Here is a 19,330-nt window from a genome sequence, read left to right as displayed (position 1 = left end):
CAGCTGAGCATGGGCACCTGAGCATGGCCATCAGAGCATGAGTGGGCGCCTCGGCCACTATCTGGCCTCGCTGTTCTCGCCGGCGGGAAAGCTTGCCTATGCGCAGGTCCTGATCGAGGCGGGTGACACCAAGCGCGCGTTCGCGCCGCTGACCGCCGCCGCCGCGGCCGGCATCCCCGAGGCGCAGTTCCGGGTCGGCCGCGCCTACCTGGACGGCGCCGGCGTGCCGGTCAGCCGGGAGGAGGGCGCACGCTGGATGCAGCGTGCCGCCGAGGCCGGCTGGGTCGAGGCGCAGTTCGTGCTGGCGACCCTGCATCTGTACGGCCTGGGTGCTACCGGCGGCACGATGGCGTTGTTCTCCCCGGGTCCGGAGCAGACCAGTGCCCGCGCCGACTTCACCCAGGCGGCACACTGGGCCAGGCGCGCCGCCGAGGCCGGCTCGCCGGACGGGCAGGCGCTGTACGGCTACATCCTGACCTCCGGCCCGGAGGAGCTGCGCGACCTCGAGCAGGCCGGCCACTATTACAGCCGGTCCGCCGCCGCCGGCTCCGCCCAGGGCGCCCTGGGCCTGGGGCTCGCGCTGCTGGCGCGAGCCGACGACCTGCAGATCCAGCAGCAGGCCGCCATCGAGCTCGGCAAGGCGGCGGCCGGCGGCCTCGCCACCGCGATCTACCTGCTCGGCGTGATGACCGAGCGCGGTGCCGGCGTGCCGCAGGACCTTGCCGCGGCGAGCAGTCTCTACCGCCAGGCGGCAGAGAAGGGCGTGCGGTCCGGGCAGGCGCGCTATGGCCTGGCGTTGATGCAGGGGCGCGGCGTGCAGCGCGACCTGCAGGGCGGCGAGACCTGGCTGCGCAAGGCGGCGCTGGCCGGTGACGGCGAGGCGGCCGCGCTGATCGGCGACCTGTATGCCAAGGGTGGCGACCTGCCGCCGAACTATGCCGAGGCCGCGACCTGGTACGGCCGCGCGGCTGAGCAGGGCCATGCCGCCGCGGCCCGCGCCCTCGGGCTGCTCTACCTGACCGGAGCCGGGGTGCAGCGCGATCCGGAGGAGGCCGCGCGCTGGTTCCGCCGCTCCGCCGAGGCGGGCGACCATGCAGCAGGGGTGGACCTCGCCAACCTGGTGATGGGCGACGCCGGAGCCCAGGCCGACCGCCTCGCCACCCGCGAGCGGTTCGAGAAGGCGGCGAGCGGCGGTGACCTGGTCGCGGCGTTCAATTTCGGCGTCTGCCTGGCCGAGGGCGTGGGTGTCGAACGCGATGAGCGCAAGGCCGCGATGTGGCTGCGCCGAGCCGCCGACGGCGTGGTGAACGCGCAGTACTGGTATGGCCGGATGCTGACCGAGGGCCGCGGCGTCGAGGTGGACCTCAAGGAGGGGCGGCACTGGATCGCGCGTGCCGCCGAGGCGGGCATGGCGGACGCCCAGGTCGCCTATGCCGAGCTGCTGCTCGCAGGGCGCGGCGGCGAAAAGGATCATGCGGCGGCGCTCGAGATGTTCGAGCGCGCGGCAGCAGCGGGGCAGGTCAACGCCATCTTCGCGGTCGGTGCGATGCATGGCGGCGGCCATGAGATCCCGGAGAATCGGGCCCTGGCGCAGAGCCGCTTCCGGCAGGCGGCGGAGCGTGGCCACGCCAAGGCCCAGCTGATGCTGGGCCGCTACCTGGCGCGCGGGGTTGCGGGCGAGACCGATGTCGCGGCCGCCCGGCTGTGGCTGCAGCGTGCGCGCGCGCAGGGCGACAGCCAGGCGGAGGCCGAACTCGCGCGCCTCGGCGAACAGGTTTCCGGGAAGCCCGAGACGCAGAAGCCGGGTATCGACAAGCCGGGTATCGACAAGCCGGGGATCGACCAGGCGGGCGTCGCGGCTGCGGATCGCCCGGTGCCACAGGTGGCCCGCGCCGCCTCCGGCACTTGACCCGGCCGGCGCCCCCGACCCGGCTCGCACCCCCCGATCCTTTCGGCGACCCGCGATGCGCCTGCGCGTAGCGCGGGTCACCGAGGCGCACCGGGACAGCTGGCGCATCTGGACCCAGGAGCAGGCGCAGGCCGCCTTCCTGCGCGGCCGGCAGGCGTTGGCGGACGGCGACAGCGTCGCGGCGAAGCGCTGGTTCGAGCGCGCGCGCCGGATCAGCGGCGGCGCCCCGCAAGTGGATTTCATGCTGGCGCTGGCGCGGCTGGAAACCGGCGACGCGGCGCATGCCGTGCCCCTGCTGCGCGACCTGCTGCGGCGGTTCGACTTCCGCGAGGGCTGGATTGCGCTTGCCGGTGCGCAGCATGCGCTCGGCGCGCACGACGAGGCTGCCCGCGCGCTGTCGCGGGCGCTGTCGCAGCACGCACCGGCCGACTGGCTGTTCGCGCAGATGGCCGACATCGCGCGCGCCGCCCTGTGGCCCGGCTGGTGCGGCCTGTCCGGCAGCGGCCGGCTGCTGGTGGACGGACGCGACGCCTTTGCGGCGCCGCGCGTCGAGATCGTCGTCGATGGCGCACCGGCGCGCGGCCTGCCGCCGGGTTGGCGCCGTGCCTCGTGCATCGAGGTCAGGCGGCGCGGCGTGGCCCTGCTCGGCAGCCCGCTGCGGGTCGCGTCGATCCTGCGCTGCGAAGGCTTCGTCGAATGGCGCGACGGCACTCTGCAGGGATGGCTCTGGCATCCGGGCGAGGCGGAACGCGCACCGCTGCTGACCATCGAGGCCGACGATGGCACGTCGAGCGCGCGCCGGCTGGAGAGCTTCGCCGAGCAGATCGAGGCCCAGGCGCCGCTGGTGCGCCCGCGTTCCTTCGCGTTCCCGGTTGGGGATCTACCGCGGGGAATCCTGCGGCTGCGCGGCGAGGACGGATGCCAACTGTCCGGCAGCCCGATCGCCCGCCCGCCGGTCAGGCGTTCTCCGGTGGCCCGGCGCCTGGGCGTTGTCGGCGCGGTGCGGCCGGCGCCGGGACCGGACGTGGTGATCCCGGTGCACCGCGACCTTTCCCGCAGCCTGGCCTGCATCGAAAGCGTGCGGACCGCGCTGGGCGCGCGCGGGCAGGGGCGCATCGTCGTGGTGGACGATGCCTGTCCCGAGCCTGCCCTCGCGCTGGCGCTCGACGGCCTGGCCGCACAGGGCGCGATCGTGCTGATCCGGCAGACGGTCAATCGCGGCTATCCCGCCAGCGCCAATGCCGGAATCGCCGCCTGCCGGGGGCGCGACGTCGTGCTGCTCAACAGCGACACCCTGGTGCCCGCCGGCTGCTTCGAGGCGTTGCGCGCCGCGGCCTACAGCGCGCCCGACATCGGCAGCGTGACGCCGCTTTCCAACGACGCCAGCATCTTCAGCTATCCCGACCACCGCGCGCACAACCGCATGCCGGACGCGGCCGGCGTGGCCGCGCTGATGACGCTGGCGGACCGCGCCAACGGCGGCGGCGTCATCGACGTGCCGACCGGCCACGGCTTCTGCCTCTATCTGCGACGCGACTGCCTGCGCGCGTGCCTGCATGACGGGGGGGTGTTCCGCGAGGACCTGTTCGCCCAGGGCTATGGCGAGGAGAACGAGTTCTGCCTGCGCGCCCGCGCGCGCGGCTGGCGGCATGTCGCCGCACCCGGCATCTATGTCGGCCATGCCGGCCAGGCCTCGTTCGCACCGGCGCTGGGCGGCGCGCGCCTGGCCTTGATGCGGCGCAACCTCGAGACGGTGAACCGGCTGCATCCCGGCTACGACGCGCTGGTCCAGGCGCACATCGCCGCCGACCCGCTCGCCGAGGCCCGCCGCCGCATCGACCGGCTGCGGTTCGTCGCCGGCCGGAGCGTGTTGCCACGTGCGGTCCTGCTGATCACCCACGACGAGACCGGCGGGGTCGCGCGCATCGTCCGCGAGCGGGCGGCGGCGGTCGCCAGCCGCGGCCTGCGTCCGATCGTGCTGCGGCCGGTGCAGGGCGGCGGCTGCCTGGTCGACGTGCCGGTGGCCGGCGAGCCGGACCGGCACACGACCCCGAACCTGGTCTTCGACCTGCCGCGGGAGCTCGACCTGCTGGTGGCGCTGCTGGCCGGCGAAGGGCTGGCCTATGCCGAGTGGCACCATTTCCTCGGCCATCATCCGCTGCTCCGCACCCTGTGCGACCGCCTCGGCGTGCCGTTCGACGTGGTGATCCACGACTATGCCTGCTTCTGCGCGCGCATCGCGCTGGTCGGGCCGGCGGGGCGGTATTGCGGCGAGCCGGACCTCGCCGGCTGCGACGCCTGCATCGGCGCGCAGGGCAGCCTGCTGGGCGAGACGCTGACACCGGCGCGGCTGCTGGCGCGCTCGCGGGACGAGCTGGCGCGCGCGCGCCGGGTGATCGCGCCGTCGCTCGATACCTGCGCGCGCATCGCCCGGCATTTCCCTGGCATCGCGCCGCACCTGCTGCCCTGGGAGCAGGACCGGCCCTGGTTGTCGCTGCAGGACTACGCCGATGCGCCGCGACCCGTGTCCGGCTCGCCGCTGCCCTCGCACCACCGGGCGCGGGTCTGCGTGATCGGCGGCATCGGCCGCGAGAAGGGCTACGAGGTCCTGCTGGGCTGCCTGCGCGACCGCAACCGGCGCGACCTGGCGCTCGATTTCGTGCTGGTCGGGGCCACCCGCGACGATGACGTGCTGCTTGCGGCCGGCTGCTCGGAGGTCACCGGCGCCTATCGCGAGGACGAGGCGGTTGCCCTGATCCGCGACCGGGCCTGCGATCTCGCGTGGCTGCCATCGATCTGGCCGGAAACCTGGTGCTTCACGCTGTCGCTCGCCTGGCGCGCCGGCCTCGGCGCTGTCTGCTTCGACATCGGCGCGCAGGCCGAGCGCATACGCGCCACCGGGCGTGGCGCCGTGCTGCCGCTGGCGCTGCCGGCGCCCTTGGTGAACGACACCCTGCTGCGGCTGTGCGCGCTGCCGGCGCATGGTAGCGCGAAGACCCGGACCGCACGCCCGAAAAGATGTTATGACGACGCAACATCGCGCAGTGCCTTGACCGAGCACGACACGGCCGCCGGCGCGATCGCAATGCGGGAAGCACCCTGATGACAGCTGCCACCAGCCAGAAGCTCGTCGCGGAGCTCAAGGTCTCCGGTCACCTGATGACCCTGGAGCACGGGCTGTACTGCGTCTTCCACGCCCCGGGGAGCACCGCCGCCGATCCGCGCACCGGTCTGCCCGGGGTGCGTGTCTCGCATCCGCCGGTGCAGGAGCCGGGCCTGCTCAGCATCAGCACGTTCAACGAGGATGGCTGGATCGGCGCCGACGCCAGTGCGGCGCTGGTGCGGGTCAATGGCGACGCCGCGCAGCTGCTGGTCACCATCTACCAGAGCGCCCTGGTGCAGAACGAGGCGCCGCGGCTGCAGGTGATGCGGCTCGGCGACGCCGCCGTGGGGGCCGCCCAGCCGCCGGCCGCGCGCCCGGCACCGGCACGGGGCCCGTTCGGGGTCGAGGCGCTGGCGATGCCCGGGGGCCCGTTGCCACGCGGCTTCGCCGAGGCCGCCGCCTCCAGCCCCACCGCCGCGGCGCCCGCTGCCGACGAAATCTGGGAGGTGGCGGCCCACATCCAGCGGCGCGGCGACCGGCTGGGGCGCGTCGGCGAATGGATGGGCGAGCGCGGCAGCCAGAACTGGATCGAGGGCTTCGCGGTGGCACCGGCCCGGCAGGTCAGCCCGGCCGACATCGAATACCAGGCCGTGCTCGGCAAGGGCTGGCTGTCGCCCTGGTCGGATGGCGGCCAGTATTGCGGCAGCCGCGGCATGGCGCTGCCGATCCTGGGCCTGCGCGTGCGGCTCAAGGGAGACGCCGCCGGGACGCACGCGCTGCGGGTGAGCGCCACCTTCACCGATGGCACCGCGGTGGGTCCGGCGCCGGACACGCAGACCGTCGAGGCCTCCAGCCTGGCGCCGCTGGAGGCGTTCCTGGTCGAGATCACGCCGAACGAGGCCGCGGTCGCGGCACCCGAGACGTTGGGCAAGCCGGATGCGGCGGCGACGGTGGGTGCCCAGGAACCGGCGGTGGCCACGGCATCGGGCGGCAAGCCGACGCGCCAGCCTGCCGGCAAGGCTGCTGTCGAGCCCGCCGGCAAGGCACCGGTCGAGCCTGCCGGCAGGGCTGGCGCCGCGTCGCGCCCCAGGCGGCGCTGAAGCGGACATCGAGACCGCCGCCTTGCGCTACCTGTTCGTCCACCAGAACTTCCCCGGCCAGTTCCTGCACCTGGTGCGCCACCTGATCCGGCAGAACGACTACGAGGGCGGCCAGAACGAGGTCGTCTTCATCAGCGAGCCGAACCAGAACGCGATGCCGGGGGTCCGGCGGGTGTCGTACCGGATGCCACGCGAGGCGGCGCCCGAGACCAACCCGGTGGCGCAGGAATTCGAGGTCGCGACGCTGCGCGCCGAGCAGGTGGCCCAGACCGCGCGCACCCTGCGTCAGCTCGGCTACGTGCCGGACATCATCATCGGCCACCATGGCTGGGGCGAGCTGCTCAACATGCAGGACGTCTTCGAGCAGACGCCGGTGCTGGGCTATCTCGAATTCTACTACCACACCGGCAGGTTCGACGTCGGCTTCGACCCGGAATTCCCGTCCGACGTGTCGATGTTTCCCCGGGTGCGCGCCAAGAACGCCGTCAACCTGCTGGCGCTGACCAATGGCTCCGCCGACGGCGATGGGCGCCCGCGTGTCAGGGGCCAGACGCCGACCCTGTTCCAGCGCTCGACCTACCCGGCATGGGCGCACGAGCAGATCTCGGTGCTGCCGGAAGGCGTCAATCTCGATATCTGCGCGCCCGATCCGGGGGGCGCCGGCCGCGACCTGGTACTGGGCGTGCCCGACCAGCAGGGGGCGCCCGGCCATGCGGTCGTGGTGCGCCCCGGCGAGCGGCTGGTCACCTATGTCGCACGCGACCTGGAGCCGTATCGGGGGTTCCATGTGTTCATGCGCGCGCTGCCGCACATCCTGCGGGCGCGGCCGGATACGCGCATCGTCCTGGTCGGCGGCGACGGCGTCAGCTACGGGGCGCGGCTCTCGGAGGGCACCTGGCGCGAGTACATGCTGAGGGAGGTCGGCAGCCTGCTCGATCTCGCGCGCGTGCATTTCGTCGGCAAGCTGCCGTACGCGACGTATGTGGCGCTGCTGCAGCGCTCGGACGCGCATGTCTATCTGACCTACCCGTTCGTCGCCTCCTGGTCGCTGCGCGAAGCGATGGCGATCGGCTGCGCCATCGTGGCCAGCGACACCGCCCCGGTGCAGGAGTTCATCCGGGACCGCGAGACCGGTCTGCTGACGCCGTTCCACCAGCCGGACGCCCTGGCGGAGCGGGTGCTGGAACTGCTGGAGGACCAGGCGCTGGCAACGCGGCTGCGGCTGGCGGCGCGCGCGCAGGCCGAGCGCACGCTCTCGATGACGGACTACATCGCCAACTACGAGGCGCTGATCCGGCGCACCATCGCGGGCGGCTGAATTACTTGCCCGCGGCCGGAACTGGCCTATTTGCCTGCGGCCGCCAGGGACGCGCGGATCACGTCGGCGGCTGCTTCCTTGGTGGCCCAGCCGGTGACCTTCACCCACTTGCCCTTCTCGAGGTCCTTGTAGCGGGTGAAGAAATGCTCGATCGCCTGGCGGGTGATCTCGGGCAGGTCGTCGACGCTCTGCACGGCGGTGTAGAGCGGGTGGATCTTGTCGTGCGGGACGCAGATGATCTTCTCGTCCTGCCCGCTCTCGTCCTCCATCTTCAGCATGCCGATCGGGCGGGCGCGGATCACCGCGCCCGGCACCACCGGAGCCGGGGTCAGCACCAGCGCGTCGGCCGGATCGCCGTCGTCGGCCAGCGTGCCCGGGATGAAGCCATAGGCGGCGGGATAGGCCATCGGCGTGAACAGGAAGCGATCGACCACGAGGGCGCCGCTCTCCTTGTCGACCTCGTACTTGACCGCCGAGCCTTCCGGGATTTCGATGACCACGTTGATGTCCCAGGGCACGTCGCGGCCCGGGCTGATCTTCGAGACGTCCATCCTGCGCTTCCCTCACTCGTTTCGCGGCGCGACCCTATCGGGCGCCCTGGCTGTTGCCAAGCAGCCGTCCTAGAGCAGCATCCGACACTTGGAATCGCTTCGCGATGCCAAGTGTCGGATAAAGCTGCTCTCTCAAACGACAAGCGCCGGCGACCTCATGGTCAGGGCGCGCTACGTCGTTCTTCCACGACCAGGTCGACGAAGGCGCGCAGCGGCGCCGGCATAAACCGGTCCGAGAAATAGAGTCGCGGCCCCTCGAACCCGCTCCACCAGCCCGGCAGCACCGGTTGCAGCACCCCCGTCTCCAGGAACGGCAGGAGCCAGTTCTCGAAGGTCGCGATGATGCCGCGTCCCCGGCAGGCCAGCTCGATCGCGGCCGCTGCCGCGTTGACGCCGATGATCAGGCGGCCCGGCGGATCGACCGTCACCGTCTCGCCGTGGCACTCGAAGCTCCATTTCACGAGTGCGCCGCTGGAGAATCGAAGCCGCACGCAGTCATGTTTCAGCAGGTCGCGCGGGTGCAGCGGCACGTCGCGCGCGGCGAGGTAGGATGGGGCAGCCGCGAGCGTCACCCGCTGCGAGGCCGGTCCAAGCGGCACGGCAATCATGTCCTGCCCCAGGTGCTCGCCGTAGCGGATACCGGCATCGCAGCCGGCATGGGCGATGTCGACGAGCCGGTCCTCTACGACGAGCTCGGCCCGCACCTGGGGGTAGGCCACGAGGAAGCGATCCAGCAACGGCGGCAGGATGTCGACCATGACGGCGCCGCTCACGTTCAGCCGCAGCAGGCCCCGCACCTCCCGCTGGGCGCTGGCGGCGTCCTGCAGCGCGGCACGTGTCTCGGCCAGCGCCGGCAGCAGGCGATCGGCGAGCAGGCGGCCCGCCGCCGTCGGCCCCACGTCGCGCGTCGTCCGGATCAGCAGCGGCACGCCGAGCCGCCGTTCCAGCTGCACGATCTTCTCGCTCACCGTGGACGGCGAGCACCCGAACCGCTTCGCCGCCGCCCGGAACCCGCGCATCTCGCAGACCGCAAGGAAGACCGACAGATCGTCCAGGCGGAGCAGAGCATCATTGTTCGTCACGGCGATCAGTCCGTCAGGTTTCGGATGGATTATCAAGCCGGCCCGAACGACGCTACGAACGCGACCGACGCCGGATGCGCCAATCCGGCAAAGGAGGTTCGCATGACAGGAAAGAGTGCATTGATCACCGGTGCCAACAAGAGCATCGGCTTCGAGATGGCTCGCCAGCTTAGCCGGCTGGGCTACCGCATCTGGCTCGGCTGCCGCGACGGCGCCCGGGGCGGGGAGGCCGCGCAACGCCTCCGCGACGAAGGCCACGATGTCAGGTTTGTCGAGATCGACGTTACCAGCGACGAGAGCGTGCAGGCCGCAGCAGGCCATGTCGGGCAGGCGGACGGCCTCCTCGACGTTCTGGTCAACAATGCCGGGATCACCGGCGGCTTGCGGGTGAAGCCCAGCCAACAGCCCGTCGACAACGTCCGCACCGTCTTCGAGACCAACGTGTTCGGGCCGATCCGCGTCACCCAGGCCTTCCTGCCGCTGCTGACAGCGGCAGGCGGTGCCAGGATCGTCATGGTGAGCAGCGGCCTCGGGTCGCTCGGCTGGCTCTCGGATCCGGCGAACGAGTTCTACGAGGTCAACCTGCTTGGCTATAACAGCTCCAAATCGGCACTAAACGCGGCGACGGTGTCGTTCGCCAAGGAACTTGCCCCGCTCGGTATCAAGGTGAACGCCACCGATCCCGGCTACACGGCTACCGACCTCAACGGCCATTCAGGCTACCGGACGGTCGAGCAGGCGGCTGCCGGGATCGTCTGGCTGGCAGACCTGGATGCCGCCGGGCCCAGCGGTGGCTTCTACTTCGAGCGGGAGACCGTGCCCTGGTGAGGGCTCACAGGCGGGCTTGGCCCGGTGCCACCAGAGCATTGTCCGTTCACACTGGTTCACAGACAAAGCTCTAGCTCTTTGTTTTGGCGAGCATCTCAATCTGATCAGCCGATTCCGTCTGATCGGATGATGCTCTAGTGGTAATAATCTGACGGAAGAGTCGCCAGGCTTTACCACTAGCCTTTGGTTTTGTGGGCAAATTGAGCCTGCCGCTCGGGTAGCGAGCGGCAGGATCGGACCGCTAGGGCTGCTGGCCGGCGGCGATCCGCTTCTTGGACCGGTGCTTGACGTAGGCGCCGACCGCGCAGCCGCCCACCGCTCCGAGCACCGCGTGATGATGCGCCAGATGGCCGCCGACGGCCCCCGCAGCCCCGTATTTCAGGCAGCCTCCGCGCGGCTTGGGCTTGATGCCGGATGCCATCGGTCGCTGGTCCCCGGGCTGCTGGTCTATCGGCCGCTGGTCCGCAGGTGCCTGCATGGAACCGGATTGATCCGGGCCCGGACCGGGCGCGGGCTGGGCGAGGGCGCCCCCAGCCGGCAGCAGCAGCGCGGCCGCCAGGAACAGGCTGGCAAGAGGGTGGCGGTTGGGCATGGCGGTCGCTCCGATCGTGTGGGTGTGTCTCAGAATTGGCACGCGATTGCGGCGGATCGAAGGCTGCCATGCCGGCGTTGCCACCGCCGGGAACTTGCCATTGCCGCCCTGATGCGCAATCTGATGCGGGACTTGTGCGCCTGTAGCTCAATGGTTAGAGCGGGCCGCTCATAACGGCTTGGTTGCGGGTTCGAGTCCTGCCGGGCGCAGGTCCCCGCCTTCCGGATTTATGCTCGCGGATACAACCTGGACCAGGAGCCCCTCATGGCAGCCTATCAGTACGTCTATGTGATGAAGGACCTGACCAAGGCCTATCCGGGCGGCCGCGAGGTGTTCAAGGGCATCACGCTGTCATTCCTGCCGGGCGTCAAGATCGGCGTGCTCGGCGTCAACGGCGCCGGCAAGTCCACCCTGCTCAAGATCATGGCCGGGATCGAGACCGAGTACGGCGGCGAGGCCTGGGCGGCGGAGGGCATACGCATCGGCTATCTCGAGCAGGAGCCCAGGCTCGATCCGACGCTGAGCGTCGGCGAGAATGTCGGTCTCGCCTTCGGCAAGCTGAAGGCGGCGGTGGAGCGTTTCAACGCCATCTCGCTGCTGTTCGGCGAGCCGATGGACGACAAGCAGATGGACATGTTGCTCACCGAGCAGGCCACGCTGCAGGAGGAGATCGAGGCCGGCGAAGGCTGGGACCTCGACCGCCGCATCGAGATCGCGCTCGATGCGCTCGGCTGTCCGCCGGCCGAGGCCGATGTCGAGAAACTGTCGGGCGGCGAGCGGCGCCGGGTGGCGCTGTGCCGGCTGCTGCTGGAAAAGCCCGACATCCTGCTGCTCGACGAGCCGACCAACCATCTCGACGCGGAGAGCGTCGCCTGGCTCGAGCGCACGCTGCGCGACTATGCCGGCACCGTCATGGTGATCACCCATGACCGCTACTTCCTCGACAACGTCACCAACTGGATCCTCGAGATCGAGCGCGGCCGCGGCTATCCGTTCGAGGGCAACTACTCCTCGTGGCTGGCGCAGAAGCGCAAGCGCCTGCAGCAGGAGGAAAAGGAGGAGAGTTCGCGCCAGCGTGCGCTCGCCGCCGAGGAGGAGTGGATCGGCTCCAGCCCGCGCGCCCGCCAGGCCAAGAACAAGGCGCGCATCGCCAACTACGAGAAGATGCTGGCCGCCAATGCCGACCGCGCCGGCGGCACGGCGGATATCGTCATCACCCCCGGCCCGCGCCTCGGCGGCACGGTGATCGAGGCCGACAAACTTCGAAAAGCGTTCGGCAACCGGCTGCTGATCGAGGACCTGGACTTCAAGCTGCCGCCCGGCGGCATCGTCGGCGTGATCGGGGCGAACGGCGCCGGCAAGTCCACCCTGTTCAAGATGATCCTCGGCCAGGAGCAGCCCGATGGCGGCGAGCTCAAGATCGGCGAGACGGTCAGGCTCGGCTATGTCGACCAGTCGCGCGACACGCTCGATGCCGACAAGAACGTCTGGGAGGAGATCTCCGGCGGCACCGACGTGATCTATCTCGGCAAGCGCGCGGTGCCGTCGCGCGCCTATGTCGGCGCCTTCAACTTCAAGGGCGCGGACCAGCAGAAGAAGGTCGGCATCCTGTCGGGCGGCGAGCGCAACCGGGTGCATCTGGCCAAGATGCTGCGCCGCGAGAGCAACGTCATCCTGCTCGACGAGCCGACCAACGACCTCGACGTCGACACGCTGCGGGCACTCGAGGATGCGCTGGGCGAATTCGCCGGCTGCGCCGTGATCATCTCGCATGACCGATGGTTCCTCGACCGGCTGGCGACGCATATCCTGGCCTTCGAGGGCAACAGCCACGTCGAGTGGTTCGAGGGCAACTTCCAGGCGTACGAGGAGGACAAGCGCCGCCGTCTCGGCGCGGAGGCGACGGAGCCGCATCGCATCAAGTACCGCCCGATCGCCCGCTAGGCTGTTTGCAAACGCCTGCTGCTGGCGATCCGACGCGCCTTTTTTGTGCTCCTGTGCTCACGGCCATGAAGGCCGCTCCGCTCCGGTGCTCAAAAAGTCACGCCGGCCGCGGCCGTTCCGGCGGCTCTCATCCAGCATCAGGCGTTTTCAAATAGCCTCATCGCCTCCAAGCGACTCAGATCAAGGACATGACAGGTTTCTCCTCGCTCGGGCGGAAGGTGCGCACGGCACGGCTGATCCTGGCGCCGGTCGGCTGGCCGGACCTGGACCGCATGGTGCGCCTCAAGGGCGACGCCGGTGCGTTCGGACTGATGCTGGGCGGGGTGCGCAACCGCAAGCAGGCAACCGAGGAGATGGCGGACGACATCGCCTTCTGGGCGCGCCGCCGCGTCGGCATCTTCACCATCAACGAGAACGGCGTGTTCCAGGGCATGACCGGGCTGCACGAGCGCCCGGACGGGCTGGGGCTCGGCTTGCGCTTCGCGATCTGGCCGCCTGCGCGCGGCCGGGGGATCGCCCGCGAGGCCGCGGCGGCGGCGCTACGCTACGCGCACGACCAGGGCGAGATGCGTGTGGTCGCGGTCGCCCGCGAGGAGAACTTCGCCTCGCGCACGATCCTCGGCGGCATCGGCATGCAGGTCAAAGCCAGCTTCCTGCGCGCCGGCCACACCATGCTCATCTATGAAAGCGACCGCACCCCCAACCCGTGAGCACCGCAAGCGCAGAAAGCCGCGTCGGATGACCGCCGTAGTAGAGCATATCCGAAGCGTCTCTCACGAAGACCGAGCGGCCTGCCTCTGCATGGCGCCCAGCAGCTTGTCGATGTCGTTGCCGTTGCGCGAGAGGTAGCTGGAATAGTCCTGGCGCTGGGTCAGGCTCAGGCTGACGCCCTCGCCGAACACGTCCTCGACCTTGGGCGCCCCGGCCTTGTGGCTGATCACCCAGTCCACGTTGGCCGGCGGCTGCCCGGGCCGGTCGATCGTGGTGGCCACCTGGCTCTCACCGTCGCCATGCGGCGTGGCCGCGCCGACCGAGAAGCGCACGCCCTGGTATTCGCCGAGCTTGCCGGTGATGGTGTTGAGCAGGACATGGTGGAACAGGGTGACGAACTGCTGCTGCTGGCTGGGGGTGGCCAGCTTCCAGTAGCGGCCCATCGCAAAGCGCGCGATGCCGTCCACGTCCACGTTCTGGTCGATCAGCGGCTGGATCTGCTGCTTCTTCTCGACGGTCGAGCCGGCGCCGTTGATGACGGCCACCAGCTTGTCGCCGAACTGGTGCACGAAGGCGACGTCGGCACTTTCCGCGCGGGCGGCAACACCTCCAAGACACATCGCCAGGCAGGCGGCGGCGCCGGCCAAGGCACCCAGGCGGCGCCGCGTCGGGAAGGCGCGATGCGCAGGCAGCGGGTGTTGGTCAACGTCTAGCATGCAGTCGGCCCCGATCATTGCGTGTACCAGTCCGGTGTCGTCATACGGTTGTCCTTGCGCATCGCCTCGATCTGGGCTGCGCGATGCTGCCGGTACAGGCTGCGCAGGGTGGCATACGGGTCGAGCGCATCGCGGTTGATCTGGTCGAGGTCGTTCAACACCCCGGCCCGGGCATCCACCACGCCGATACCGTAGAGCGCCCAGTTCAGGGTCAGCAAGCCATAGCCGCGCGGCACGTAGGTCAACGGCGCCAGCGCGATGTCCATCGCGAAGCCGGTGATCGCCTGCGGCGAGGACGGCCCCAGGCCGAGCAGGTAGAGGTACGGCCCCTGTGGCACGCCCCAGCTCGCCAGCGTCATACCGCCATCCGCGTCGTGCGCGGGATAACCGAGGCCGCGGGCGACATCGAATACGCCGGCAACGCCGACCGTCGAGTTGACCACGAAGCGCACGAAGGTGTCGCCGGCGCGGCGCGGCTTGGTCTCGAAGATGTCGTTGAAGAAGGTGGCCGGGCTCGCGAAGTTGGCCAGCGCGTTGTGCACTCCGGTGCGCACCGGCTGCGGCACCACATAGACATAGCCCTGCGCCACCGGCTTGAGGGTGTATTTGTCGACGGTGTTGTTGACCCGGTAGAAGAAGCGGTTGCCTGACTCCAGCGGATCGTTGGTGCTGTTGTAGTCGGCGAGCGCATCGGGGTCGGTCGGCTTCTGGGCGCAGCCGCCTGCCCCCAGGAGGAGCCCGACTGCCGCGACGGCGCCGGCGCGCCGCATACCCGTCCGGATCATTCTCACGGTCCGCATCCTCATCCCTGGCTGCCCTGCGACGGCAGGTCCCCGGCTGCCCTGTATCACAGGTCAATGACCGGACGGTCACATCGCAACCTCATTAACACGCAGGCGAGCACGCGCAACCACCGGGGTCCGTTGCCTGCGGGCGGCGAAGTCATGACGTTTGTGCCGGTAGCGTGTCGCCGCTACCATGCAACTCCCGACTACTGGTTCCCGTCATGTGCCCAGGCCTGCTGGCGCACGGGTCATCCGGAACGACGAGCATGAACGAGGCCTCTCCGATCTCTGGACCTATCTCCGGGCTGGCGCCGCTCGAGCGCTGGCTGACCGGCCCGCGGGTCGCCGGCCTGCCGATGCGCGAGGCGGCCGGCCCGGCGCCGATCCTGTCGTTCGAGTTCTTTCCGCCGCGCACCGAGGCGCTGGAGACCCAGCTCTGGGCCTGCATCCGCCGGCTGGAGACGATGCGGCCGAGCTTCGTGTCGGTAACCTACGGCGCCGGCGGCTCGACCCAGGCGCGCACGCACGACACGGTGGCCCGGATCGTCCGCGAAACCGGTCTGACGCCCGCGGCCCACCTGACCTGCGTCGGCGCCTCGCGCGGTGCGGTGGACGACGTGGCCCGGCAATACTGGGATGCGGGGGTGCGCCATATCGTGGCCCTGCGCGGCGATCCGCCCAGGGACAGCGCGTTCGAGGCGCATCCCGAGGGTTATGCGAGTGCCGCCGAACTGGTGGCCGGCCTGAAGCGGGTGGCGGATTTCGAGATCTCGGTGGCCGCCTATCCGGAGGTGCATCCCGAGGCCGCCAGCGAGCAGGCCGATCTCGACAACCTCAAGCGCAAGCTCGATGCCGGCGCCACGCGCGCGATCACCCAGGTCTTCTTCGAGGCCGACACCTACCTGCGCTTCCTCGACCGCTGCCTTGCCACCGGCATCACGGCACCCGTCGTGCCGGGGATCATGCCGGTCTCGAATTTCGGGGCCGCGAAGCGCTTTGCCACCGCCTGCGGCACCGCGGTGCCCGGCTGGCTCGCCGCCATGTTCAGCGGCACCGAGGAGGACGCCGAAACCCGCCGCATGGTCGGCGCCGTGGTGGCCGCCGAGCAGGTGCGGCTGCTGCAGGCGAACGGCGTGGACGAGTTCCACTTCTACACGCTGAACCGTCCCGACCTCACCTACGCGATCGCCCATATCCTGGGCGTGCGCCCGCAACTGCCGGCGGCAGATCAGCCGGCAGCAGCGGGCGCGTGACGCTCAGGCGAGCTTGAGCTTCACGTCGATGTTGCCGCGGGTCGCGTTCGAGTAAGGGCAGACCTCGTGCGCCTTGTGGACCAGCGTCTCGGCCTGGTCGCTCGCGAGGCCAGGCAGGGCAATTTCGAGCGCGATCTCCAGGCCGAAGCCGCCTTCCGAGCGCGGGCCGATGCCGACGGTGGCGGTGACATTGGCATCCGGGGGCACCTTCGGGCCGCCCTGCGAGGCGACGAATTTCATCGCGCCGATGAAGCAGGCGGCATAGCCCGCCGCGAACAGCTGCTCCGGATTGTTGCCGGCACCCCCGGCGCCGCCGAGCTCTTTCGGCGTGGTCAGCCGGACGTCGAGACTGCCGTCAAGGGTGGCGGCATGGCCGTCGCGGCCGCCATCGGCGCGGGCGGCGGTGCTGTAGAGAACGTCTGTCGGCATCGGGTTGTCCTTGCGATGGTTACCAGAAGACCATCGCCTGCGATCCGGTCGCGCACAACATACCCGCGCGCGATGTCTCGTGGCCGCAGGGATGGTCGCAGCCTGAAAGCCTATTTCAAAATGCCTGATGCTGGATGAGAGCGGGCCGCAGAGCAGCGCTAGCTGCTCTGCCTCACTCTACAAGGAGAGCATGATGCATGCATCATGCTCGGGCACGCGGCCGGCGTGCCTTTTCGAGCACCGCAGCGCAGCGGCCTACTGGCCGTGAGCAGCGGAGCGCAGGAAAGGCGCGTCGGATCGCCAGCAGCAGGCATTTTGAAATAGGCTCTGAGGTCAGGTCGAGCCGGGTCTGGTCCAGTGCGAGTAGTCGTGGCCGTTGAGGCGGTGGATCAGCGATGCCACCAGCCCTGACCAGCCGGTCTGGTGCGAGGCGCCGACGCCACGCCCGGTATCGCCGTGATAGTATTCGTAGAACAACACCAGGTCGCGGAAGTGCGGATCGTTCTGCAGCAGCGGGTAGTCGCCATGCACCGGCCGCCTGCCGTCGGCGCCGCGGGTGAACAGGCTGACCAGCCGGCGCGACAGTTCGCAGGCGATGTCGTGCAGGTTCGCCTGCCGGCCCGAGCCGCGCGGCAACTCGACCGTGAGTGCGTCGCCATAGTAGCGATACTGCCGCAGCAGGCTCTCGATCAGCAGGTAGTTCACCGGCATCCAGACCGGGCCGCGCCAGTTCGAGTTGCCGCCGAACAGCCGGCTTTCGCTCTCGCCGGGCCAGTAGTTCAGCTCGAAGCTCTTTCCGTCCCGGTCCAGCCGGTAGGGCTGGTGCTCGTGGAACTTGGACACCGCGCGCACGCCGCCGGGCGACAGGAACTCGGTCTCGTCGAGCATGCGGGCAAGGATCGCGGTCAGCCGGTGCGTGCGCAGCAGCGAGATCAGCACGGTGTCGCCCTCGCCCGGCACCGTCCAGTGCGAGACCAGCTGCGCGAGATCGGGACGGTTCTTGAGGAACCAGGTCATCTGCGCCTTGAGCTGCGGCAGCCGGTCCACCTCGGCGCCCGAGAGCACCGTGGTGGCGAAGAGCGGGATCAATCCCACCATCGAGCGGGCGCGCAGCGGAATGCGGCGGCCGTCCGGGAAGCCGAGCTGGTCGTAGAAGAACTGGTCCTGCTCGTCCCACAGGCTGTTGCCCTCGGCGGCGGCGATCAGCAGGAAATGCTCGAAGAACTTGGCCGCCACATCCTCGAAGGCGCTGTCCTGCAGCGCGATCTCAATCGCGATACGCAGCATCGACAGCGCGTACATCGCCATCCAGGCGGTGCCGTCCGACTGCGACAGCTCGCCGCCGGTCGGCAGCGGCGAGGAACGGTCGAAGATCGCGATGTTGTCGAGCCCGAGGAAGCCGCCCTGGAAGATGTTGCGCCCCGACGCATCCTTGCGGTTCACCCACCAGGTGAAGTTCATCGTCAGCTTGTTGAAGACGCGTTTGAGGAAATGATGATCGGGTGCCGCGTTGAGCGCGCGGTCGATCTCGAACACCCGCCAGGCCGACCAGGCATGCAGCGGCGGGTTGGCGTCGCTGAACGACCATTCATAGGCCGGCAACGCCGCGTTCGGATGGGTGAACCATTCGCGCGTCAGCAGCAGCAGCTGGTCCTTGGCGAAATCCGGATCCACCAGCGCCAGCACCGGGCACTGCAGCGCGAGGTCCCACGACGCGAACCAGGGATATTCCCACTTGTCCGGCATCGAGATGATCTCGGAGGCGTGCACATGCTGCCAGTCGCCGTTGCGTATGTCCCCGCGTCCCGGCGGCGGCTTCGGGCCGGCCGCATCGCCTTCCAGCCAGAGCCGCACGTCGTAGTCGTAGAGCTGCTTGCTCCAGATCATGCCGGCCAGCGCCTGGCGCTGCACGAGGCGGCTGTCGGCGTCGCTGTCGGCCGCCTGCAACGCCGCGTAGAACTCGTCGGCCTCCTCGCGGCGGGCTGCGAAGACCGCATCGAAGTCGGCGAACGCATCATCCCCGAACTCGCCGCTTTGGGCCGGCTCGGGGCGCAGCCGCAGACGCAGTGCGCGCTCCTCGCCGGGTGCCAGCGACAGGGTGTGCAGGGCCGCGCACTTGCTGCCGCGCTGTTCCGGATTGACCGCGTCGCGCTGGCCGCGGACGAGGTAGTCGTTGATGCCGTCCTTGAAGAACCCCGAAATCCGCTCGCCGTAGAGCCGCACGACGTTGGTCTCGTTCTCGCAGAACAGCAGCGCGTCGGCATGCTCGACCGCAAGCCGCATCGGACCGGTGCGCGGGTGCGACAGCCGGACCTGCCCGGCGGCGTCCGCCTGCATCACCGGCTTCGTGATGTCGGGCGCCCAGGACCAGTCGTTGCGGGCCCAGAACTGCGGCAGCACCGAGACCGAGGCGGTGTCCGGGCCACGATTGAGGACGCGCACGCGCATCAGGATGTCGTCCGGGGCCGCCTTGGCGTATTCCACGAAGACGTCGAAATAGCGCCCGTCATCGAACAGCCCGGTATCGACCAGCTCGAACTCCGGCGCATCCTGCCCGCGGCGCGCATTCTCCTCGACCAGCCGCTCGTACGGATAGCGGCCCTGCGGATACTTGTAGAGCATGCGCAGATATGAATGTGTCGGAGTCGCATCGAGATAGTAGTAGAGTTCCTTGACGTCCTCGCCGTGGTTGCCTTCGGAGTTGTTCAACCCGAACAGCCGCTCCTTCAGGATCGGGTCCTGCCCGTTCCACAGAGCGAGCCCCATGCACCAGCGCAGCTTCTCGTCGCCGAACCCGGCAATGGCATCCTCGCCCCACCGATAGGCGCGCGAGCGGGCATCGTCGTGGGTGAGGTAGGTCCAGGCATCGCCCTTCGCACTGTAGTCCTCGCGCACGGTGCCCCACTGCCGGTCGCTGAGGTACGGGCCCCAGTGCCGCCAGCCGGCCCCCTCGCGTATCTGACGCAGGCGCGCCCCCTCGCGGGTCTGCATGATGGCGGCAGGCTGCAT

15 protein-coding genes and 1 tRNA gene are annotated in these 19,330 nt (G+C 69.7%); 9 read left to right on the top strand and 7 right to left on the bottom strand.

Going from position 1 to position 19,330, the window contains the following annotated elements; translation table 11 throughout:
• The first annotated feature begins 37 nt into the window (after positions 1-37).
• The 4 genes from ACQY4O_RS10570 to ACQY4O_RS10555 are packed head-to-tail and all read left to right on the top strand — an operon-like array spanning position 38 to position 7,430.
• On the top strand, positions 38-1,909 hold the full coding sequence (locus ACQY4O_RS10570) for a tetratricopeptide repeat protein (protein WP_428376343.1): 1,872 nt from the start codon (positions 38-40) through the stop codon (positions 1,907-1,909).
• Positions 1,910-1,964: 55 nt separating this feature from the next.
• Positions 1,965-5,012 (top strand): glycosyltransferase, encoded by a 3,048-nt coding sequence (locus tag ACQY4O_RS10565; RefSeq protein ID WP_428376342.1) that lies wholly within the window; start codon positions 1,965-1,967, stop codon positions 5,010-5,012.
• Positions 5,012-6,112 carry a hypothetical protein gene (locus tag ACQY4O_RS10560; protein WP_428376341.1) on the top strand — a complete coding sequence of 367 codons (1,101 nt, stop codon included), beginning with the start codon at positions 5,012-5,014 and terminating at the stop codon, positions 6,110-6,112. The genes ACQY4O_RS10565 and ACQY4O_RS10560 overlap by 1 nt, the downstream gene beginning before the upstream one ends.
• Before the next feature lie 22 nt (positions 6,113-6,134).
• Complete coding sequence (locus ACQY4O_RS10555; RefSeq protein WP_428376340.1) at positions 6,135-7,430, top strand: glycosyltransferase family 4 protein; 1,296 nt, start codon at positions 6,135-6,137, stop codon at positions 7,428-7,430.
• Positions 7,431-7,456: 26 nt separating this feature from the next.
• Here the strand turns inward: ACQY4O_RS10555 and ppa are convergent, their stop codons facing one another.
• Positions 7,457-7,981, bottom strand: a complete 525-nt coding sequence (gene ppa, locus ACQY4O_RS10550; protein ID WP_428376339.1) for an inorganic diphosphatase — start codon at positions 7,979-7,981, stop codon at positions 7,457-7,459.
• A gap of 161 nt (positions 7,982-8,142) precedes the next feature.
• Complete coding sequence (locus ACQY4O_RS10545) at positions 8,143-9,063, bottom strand: LysR family transcriptional regulator (protein ID WP_428376338.1); 921 nt, start codon at positions 9,061-9,063, stop codon at positions 8,143-8,145.
• A 102-nt stretch (positions 9,064-9,165) separates the two neighbouring features.
• Here ACQY4O_RS10545 and ACQY4O_RS10540 point away from each other — a divergent pair, with 102 nt between their 5' ends.
• Positions 9,166-9,891 carry an SDR family oxidoreductase gene (locus ACQY4O_RS10540; RefSeq protein WP_428376337.1) on the top strand — a complete coding sequence of 242 codons (726 nt, stop codon included), beginning with the start codon at positions 9,166-9,168 and terminating at the stop codon, positions 9,889-9,891.
• 241 nt (positions 9,892-10,132) lie between these two features.
• Here the strand turns inward: ACQY4O_RS10540 and ACQY4O_RS10535 are convergent, their stop codons facing one another.
• Positions 10,133-10,483, bottom strand: coding sequence for a hypothetical protein (locus ACQY4O_RS10535; RefSeq protein WP_428378253.1), 351 nt, complete (start codon positions 10,481-10,483; stop codon positions 10,133-10,135).
• Positions 10,484-10,619: 136 nt separating this feature from the next.
• Here ACQY4O_RS10535 and ACQY4O_RS10530 point away from each other — a divergent pair.
• From ACQY4O_RS10530 to ACQY4O_RS10520, 3 genes are all read left to right on the top strand, one after another.
• A tRNA-Ile gene (locus ACQY4O_RS10530) sits at positions 10,620-10,692 on the top strand.
• A 55-nt stretch (positions 10,693-10,747) separates the two neighbouring features.
• Complete coding sequence (gene ettA / locus ACQY4O_RS10525) at positions 10,748-12,427, top strand: energy-dependent translational throttle protein EttA (RefSeq protein WP_428376336.1); 1,680 nt, start codon at positions 10,748-10,750, stop codon at positions 12,425-12,427.
• A 188-nt stretch (positions 12,428-12,615) separates the two neighbouring features.
• Positions 12,616-13,137, top strand: coding sequence for a GNAT family N-acetyltransferase (locus tag ACQY4O_RS10520; RefSeq protein WP_428376335.1), 522 nt, complete (start codon positions 12,616-12,618; stop codon positions 13,135-13,137).
• Positions 13,138-13,200: 63 nt separating this feature from the next.
• On the opposite strand, the gene ACQY4O_RS10515 is transcribed toward ACQY4O_RS10520, so the two are convergent.
• Positions 13,201-13,854, bottom strand: a complete 654-nt coding sequence (locus ACQY4O_RS10515; protein ID WP_428376334.1) for an MlaC/ttg2D family ABC transporter substrate-binding protein — start codon at positions 13,852-13,854, stop codon at positions 13,201-13,203.
• A 14-nt stretch (positions 13,855-13,868) separates the two neighbouring features.
• Positions 13,869-14,639: an MlaA family lipoprotein gene (locus ACQY4O_RS10510; RefSeq protein ID WP_428376333.1), complete on the bottom strand. Its 771-nt coding sequence runs from the start codon at positions 14,637-14,639 to the stop codon at positions 13,869-13,871.
• A gap of 266 nt (positions 14,640-14,905) precedes the next feature.
• Here ACQY4O_RS10510 and metF point away from each other — a divergent pair, with 266 nt between their 5' ends.
• A complete protein-coding gene (metF, locus tag ACQY4O_RS10505) occupies positions 14,906-15,892 on the top strand; it encodes a methylenetetrahydrofolate reductase [NAD(P)H] (RefSeq protein WP_428376332.1) in 987 nt (328 codons plus the stop codon).
• A 3-nt stretch (positions 15,893-15,895) separates the two neighbouring features.
• Here metF and ACQY4O_RS10500 read toward each other — a convergent pair whose 3' ends face one another.
• Together ACQY4O_RS10500 and ACQY4O_RS10495 are read right to left on the bottom strand one after the other, a co-directional pair.
• Entirely contained in the window at positions 15,896-16,321 is a 426-nt protein-coding gene (locus ACQY4O_RS10500; protein ID WP_428376331.1) for an organic hydroperoxide resistance protein, read from the bottom strand.
• A 333-nt stretch (positions 16,322-16,654) separates the two neighbouring features.
• Positions 16,655-19,312 carry an MGH1-like glycoside hydrolase domain-containing protein gene (locus tag ACQY4O_RS10495; protein ID WP_428376330.1) on the bottom strand — a complete coding sequence of 886 codons (2,658 nt, stop codon included), beginning with the start codon at positions 19,310-19,312 and terminating at the stop codon, positions 16,655-16,657.
• Positions 19,313-19,330: the final 18 nt, after the last annotated feature.

The organism is Lichenicoccus sp. (assembly GCF_965277665.1).
GTDB lineage: Bacteria > Pseudomonadota > Alphaproteobacteria > Acetobacterales > Acetobacteraceae > Lichenicoccus.
This window is presented reverse-complemented; position numbering and strand designations above follow the sequence as displayed.

Bases quoted from the DNA above. Each gene is read 5' to 3' on its own strand.
- ACQY4O_RS10540 (WP_428376337.1), top strand. From the start codon at position 9,166: ATGACAGGAAAGAGTGCATTGATCACCGGTGCCAACAAGAGCATCGGC.
- ACQY4O_RS10500 (WP_428376331.1), bottom strand. From the start codon at position 16,321: ATGCCGACAGACGTTCTCTACAGCACCGCCGCCCGCGCCGATGGCGGC.
- ppa (WP_428376339.1), bottom strand. From the start codon at position 7,981: ATGGACGTCTCGAAGATCAGCCCGGGCCGCGACGTGCCCTGGGACATC.
- ACQY4O_RS10520 (WP_428376335.1), top strand. From the start codon at position 12,616: ATGACAGGTTTCTCCTCGCTCGGGCGGAAGGTGCGCACGGCACGGCTG.
- ACQY4O_RS10565 (WP_428376342.1), top strand. From the start codon at position 1,965: ATGCGCCTGCGCGTAGCGCGGGTCACCGAGGCGCACCGGGACAGCTGG.
- ACQY4O_RS10515 (WP_428376334.1), bottom strand. From the start codon at position 13,854: ATGCTAGACGTTGACCAACACCCGCTGCCTGCGCATCGCGCCTTCCCG.
- ACQY4O_RS10495 (WP_428376330.1), bottom strand. From the start codon at position 19,312: ATGCAGACCCGCGAGGGGGCGCGCCTGCGTCAGATACGCGAGGGGGCC.
- ACQY4O_RS10560 (WP_428376341.1), top strand. From the start codon at position 5,012: ATGACAGCTGCCACCAGCCAGAAGCTCGTCGCGGAGCTCAAGGTCTCC.
- ACQY4O_RS10510 (WP_428376333.1), bottom strand. From the start codon at position 14,639: ATGATCCGGACGGGTATGCGGCGCGCCGGCGCCGTCGCGGCAGTCGGG.
- ACQY4O_RS10535 (WP_428378253.1), bottom strand. From the start codon at position 10,483: ATGCCCAACCGCCACCCTCTTGCCAGCCTGTTCCTGGCGGCCGCGCTG.
- ACQY4O_RS10570 (WP_428376343.1), top strand. From the start codon at position 38: ATGAGTGGGCGCCTCGGCCACTATCTGGCCTCGCTGTTCTCGCCGGCG.
- metF (WP_428376332.1), top strand. From the start codon at position 14,906: ATGAACGAGGCCTCTCCGATCTCTGGACCTATCTCCGGGCTGGCGCCG.
- ettA (WP_428376336.1), top strand. From the start codon at position 10,748: ATGGCAGCCTATCAGTACGTCTATGTGATGAAGGACCTGACCAAGGCC.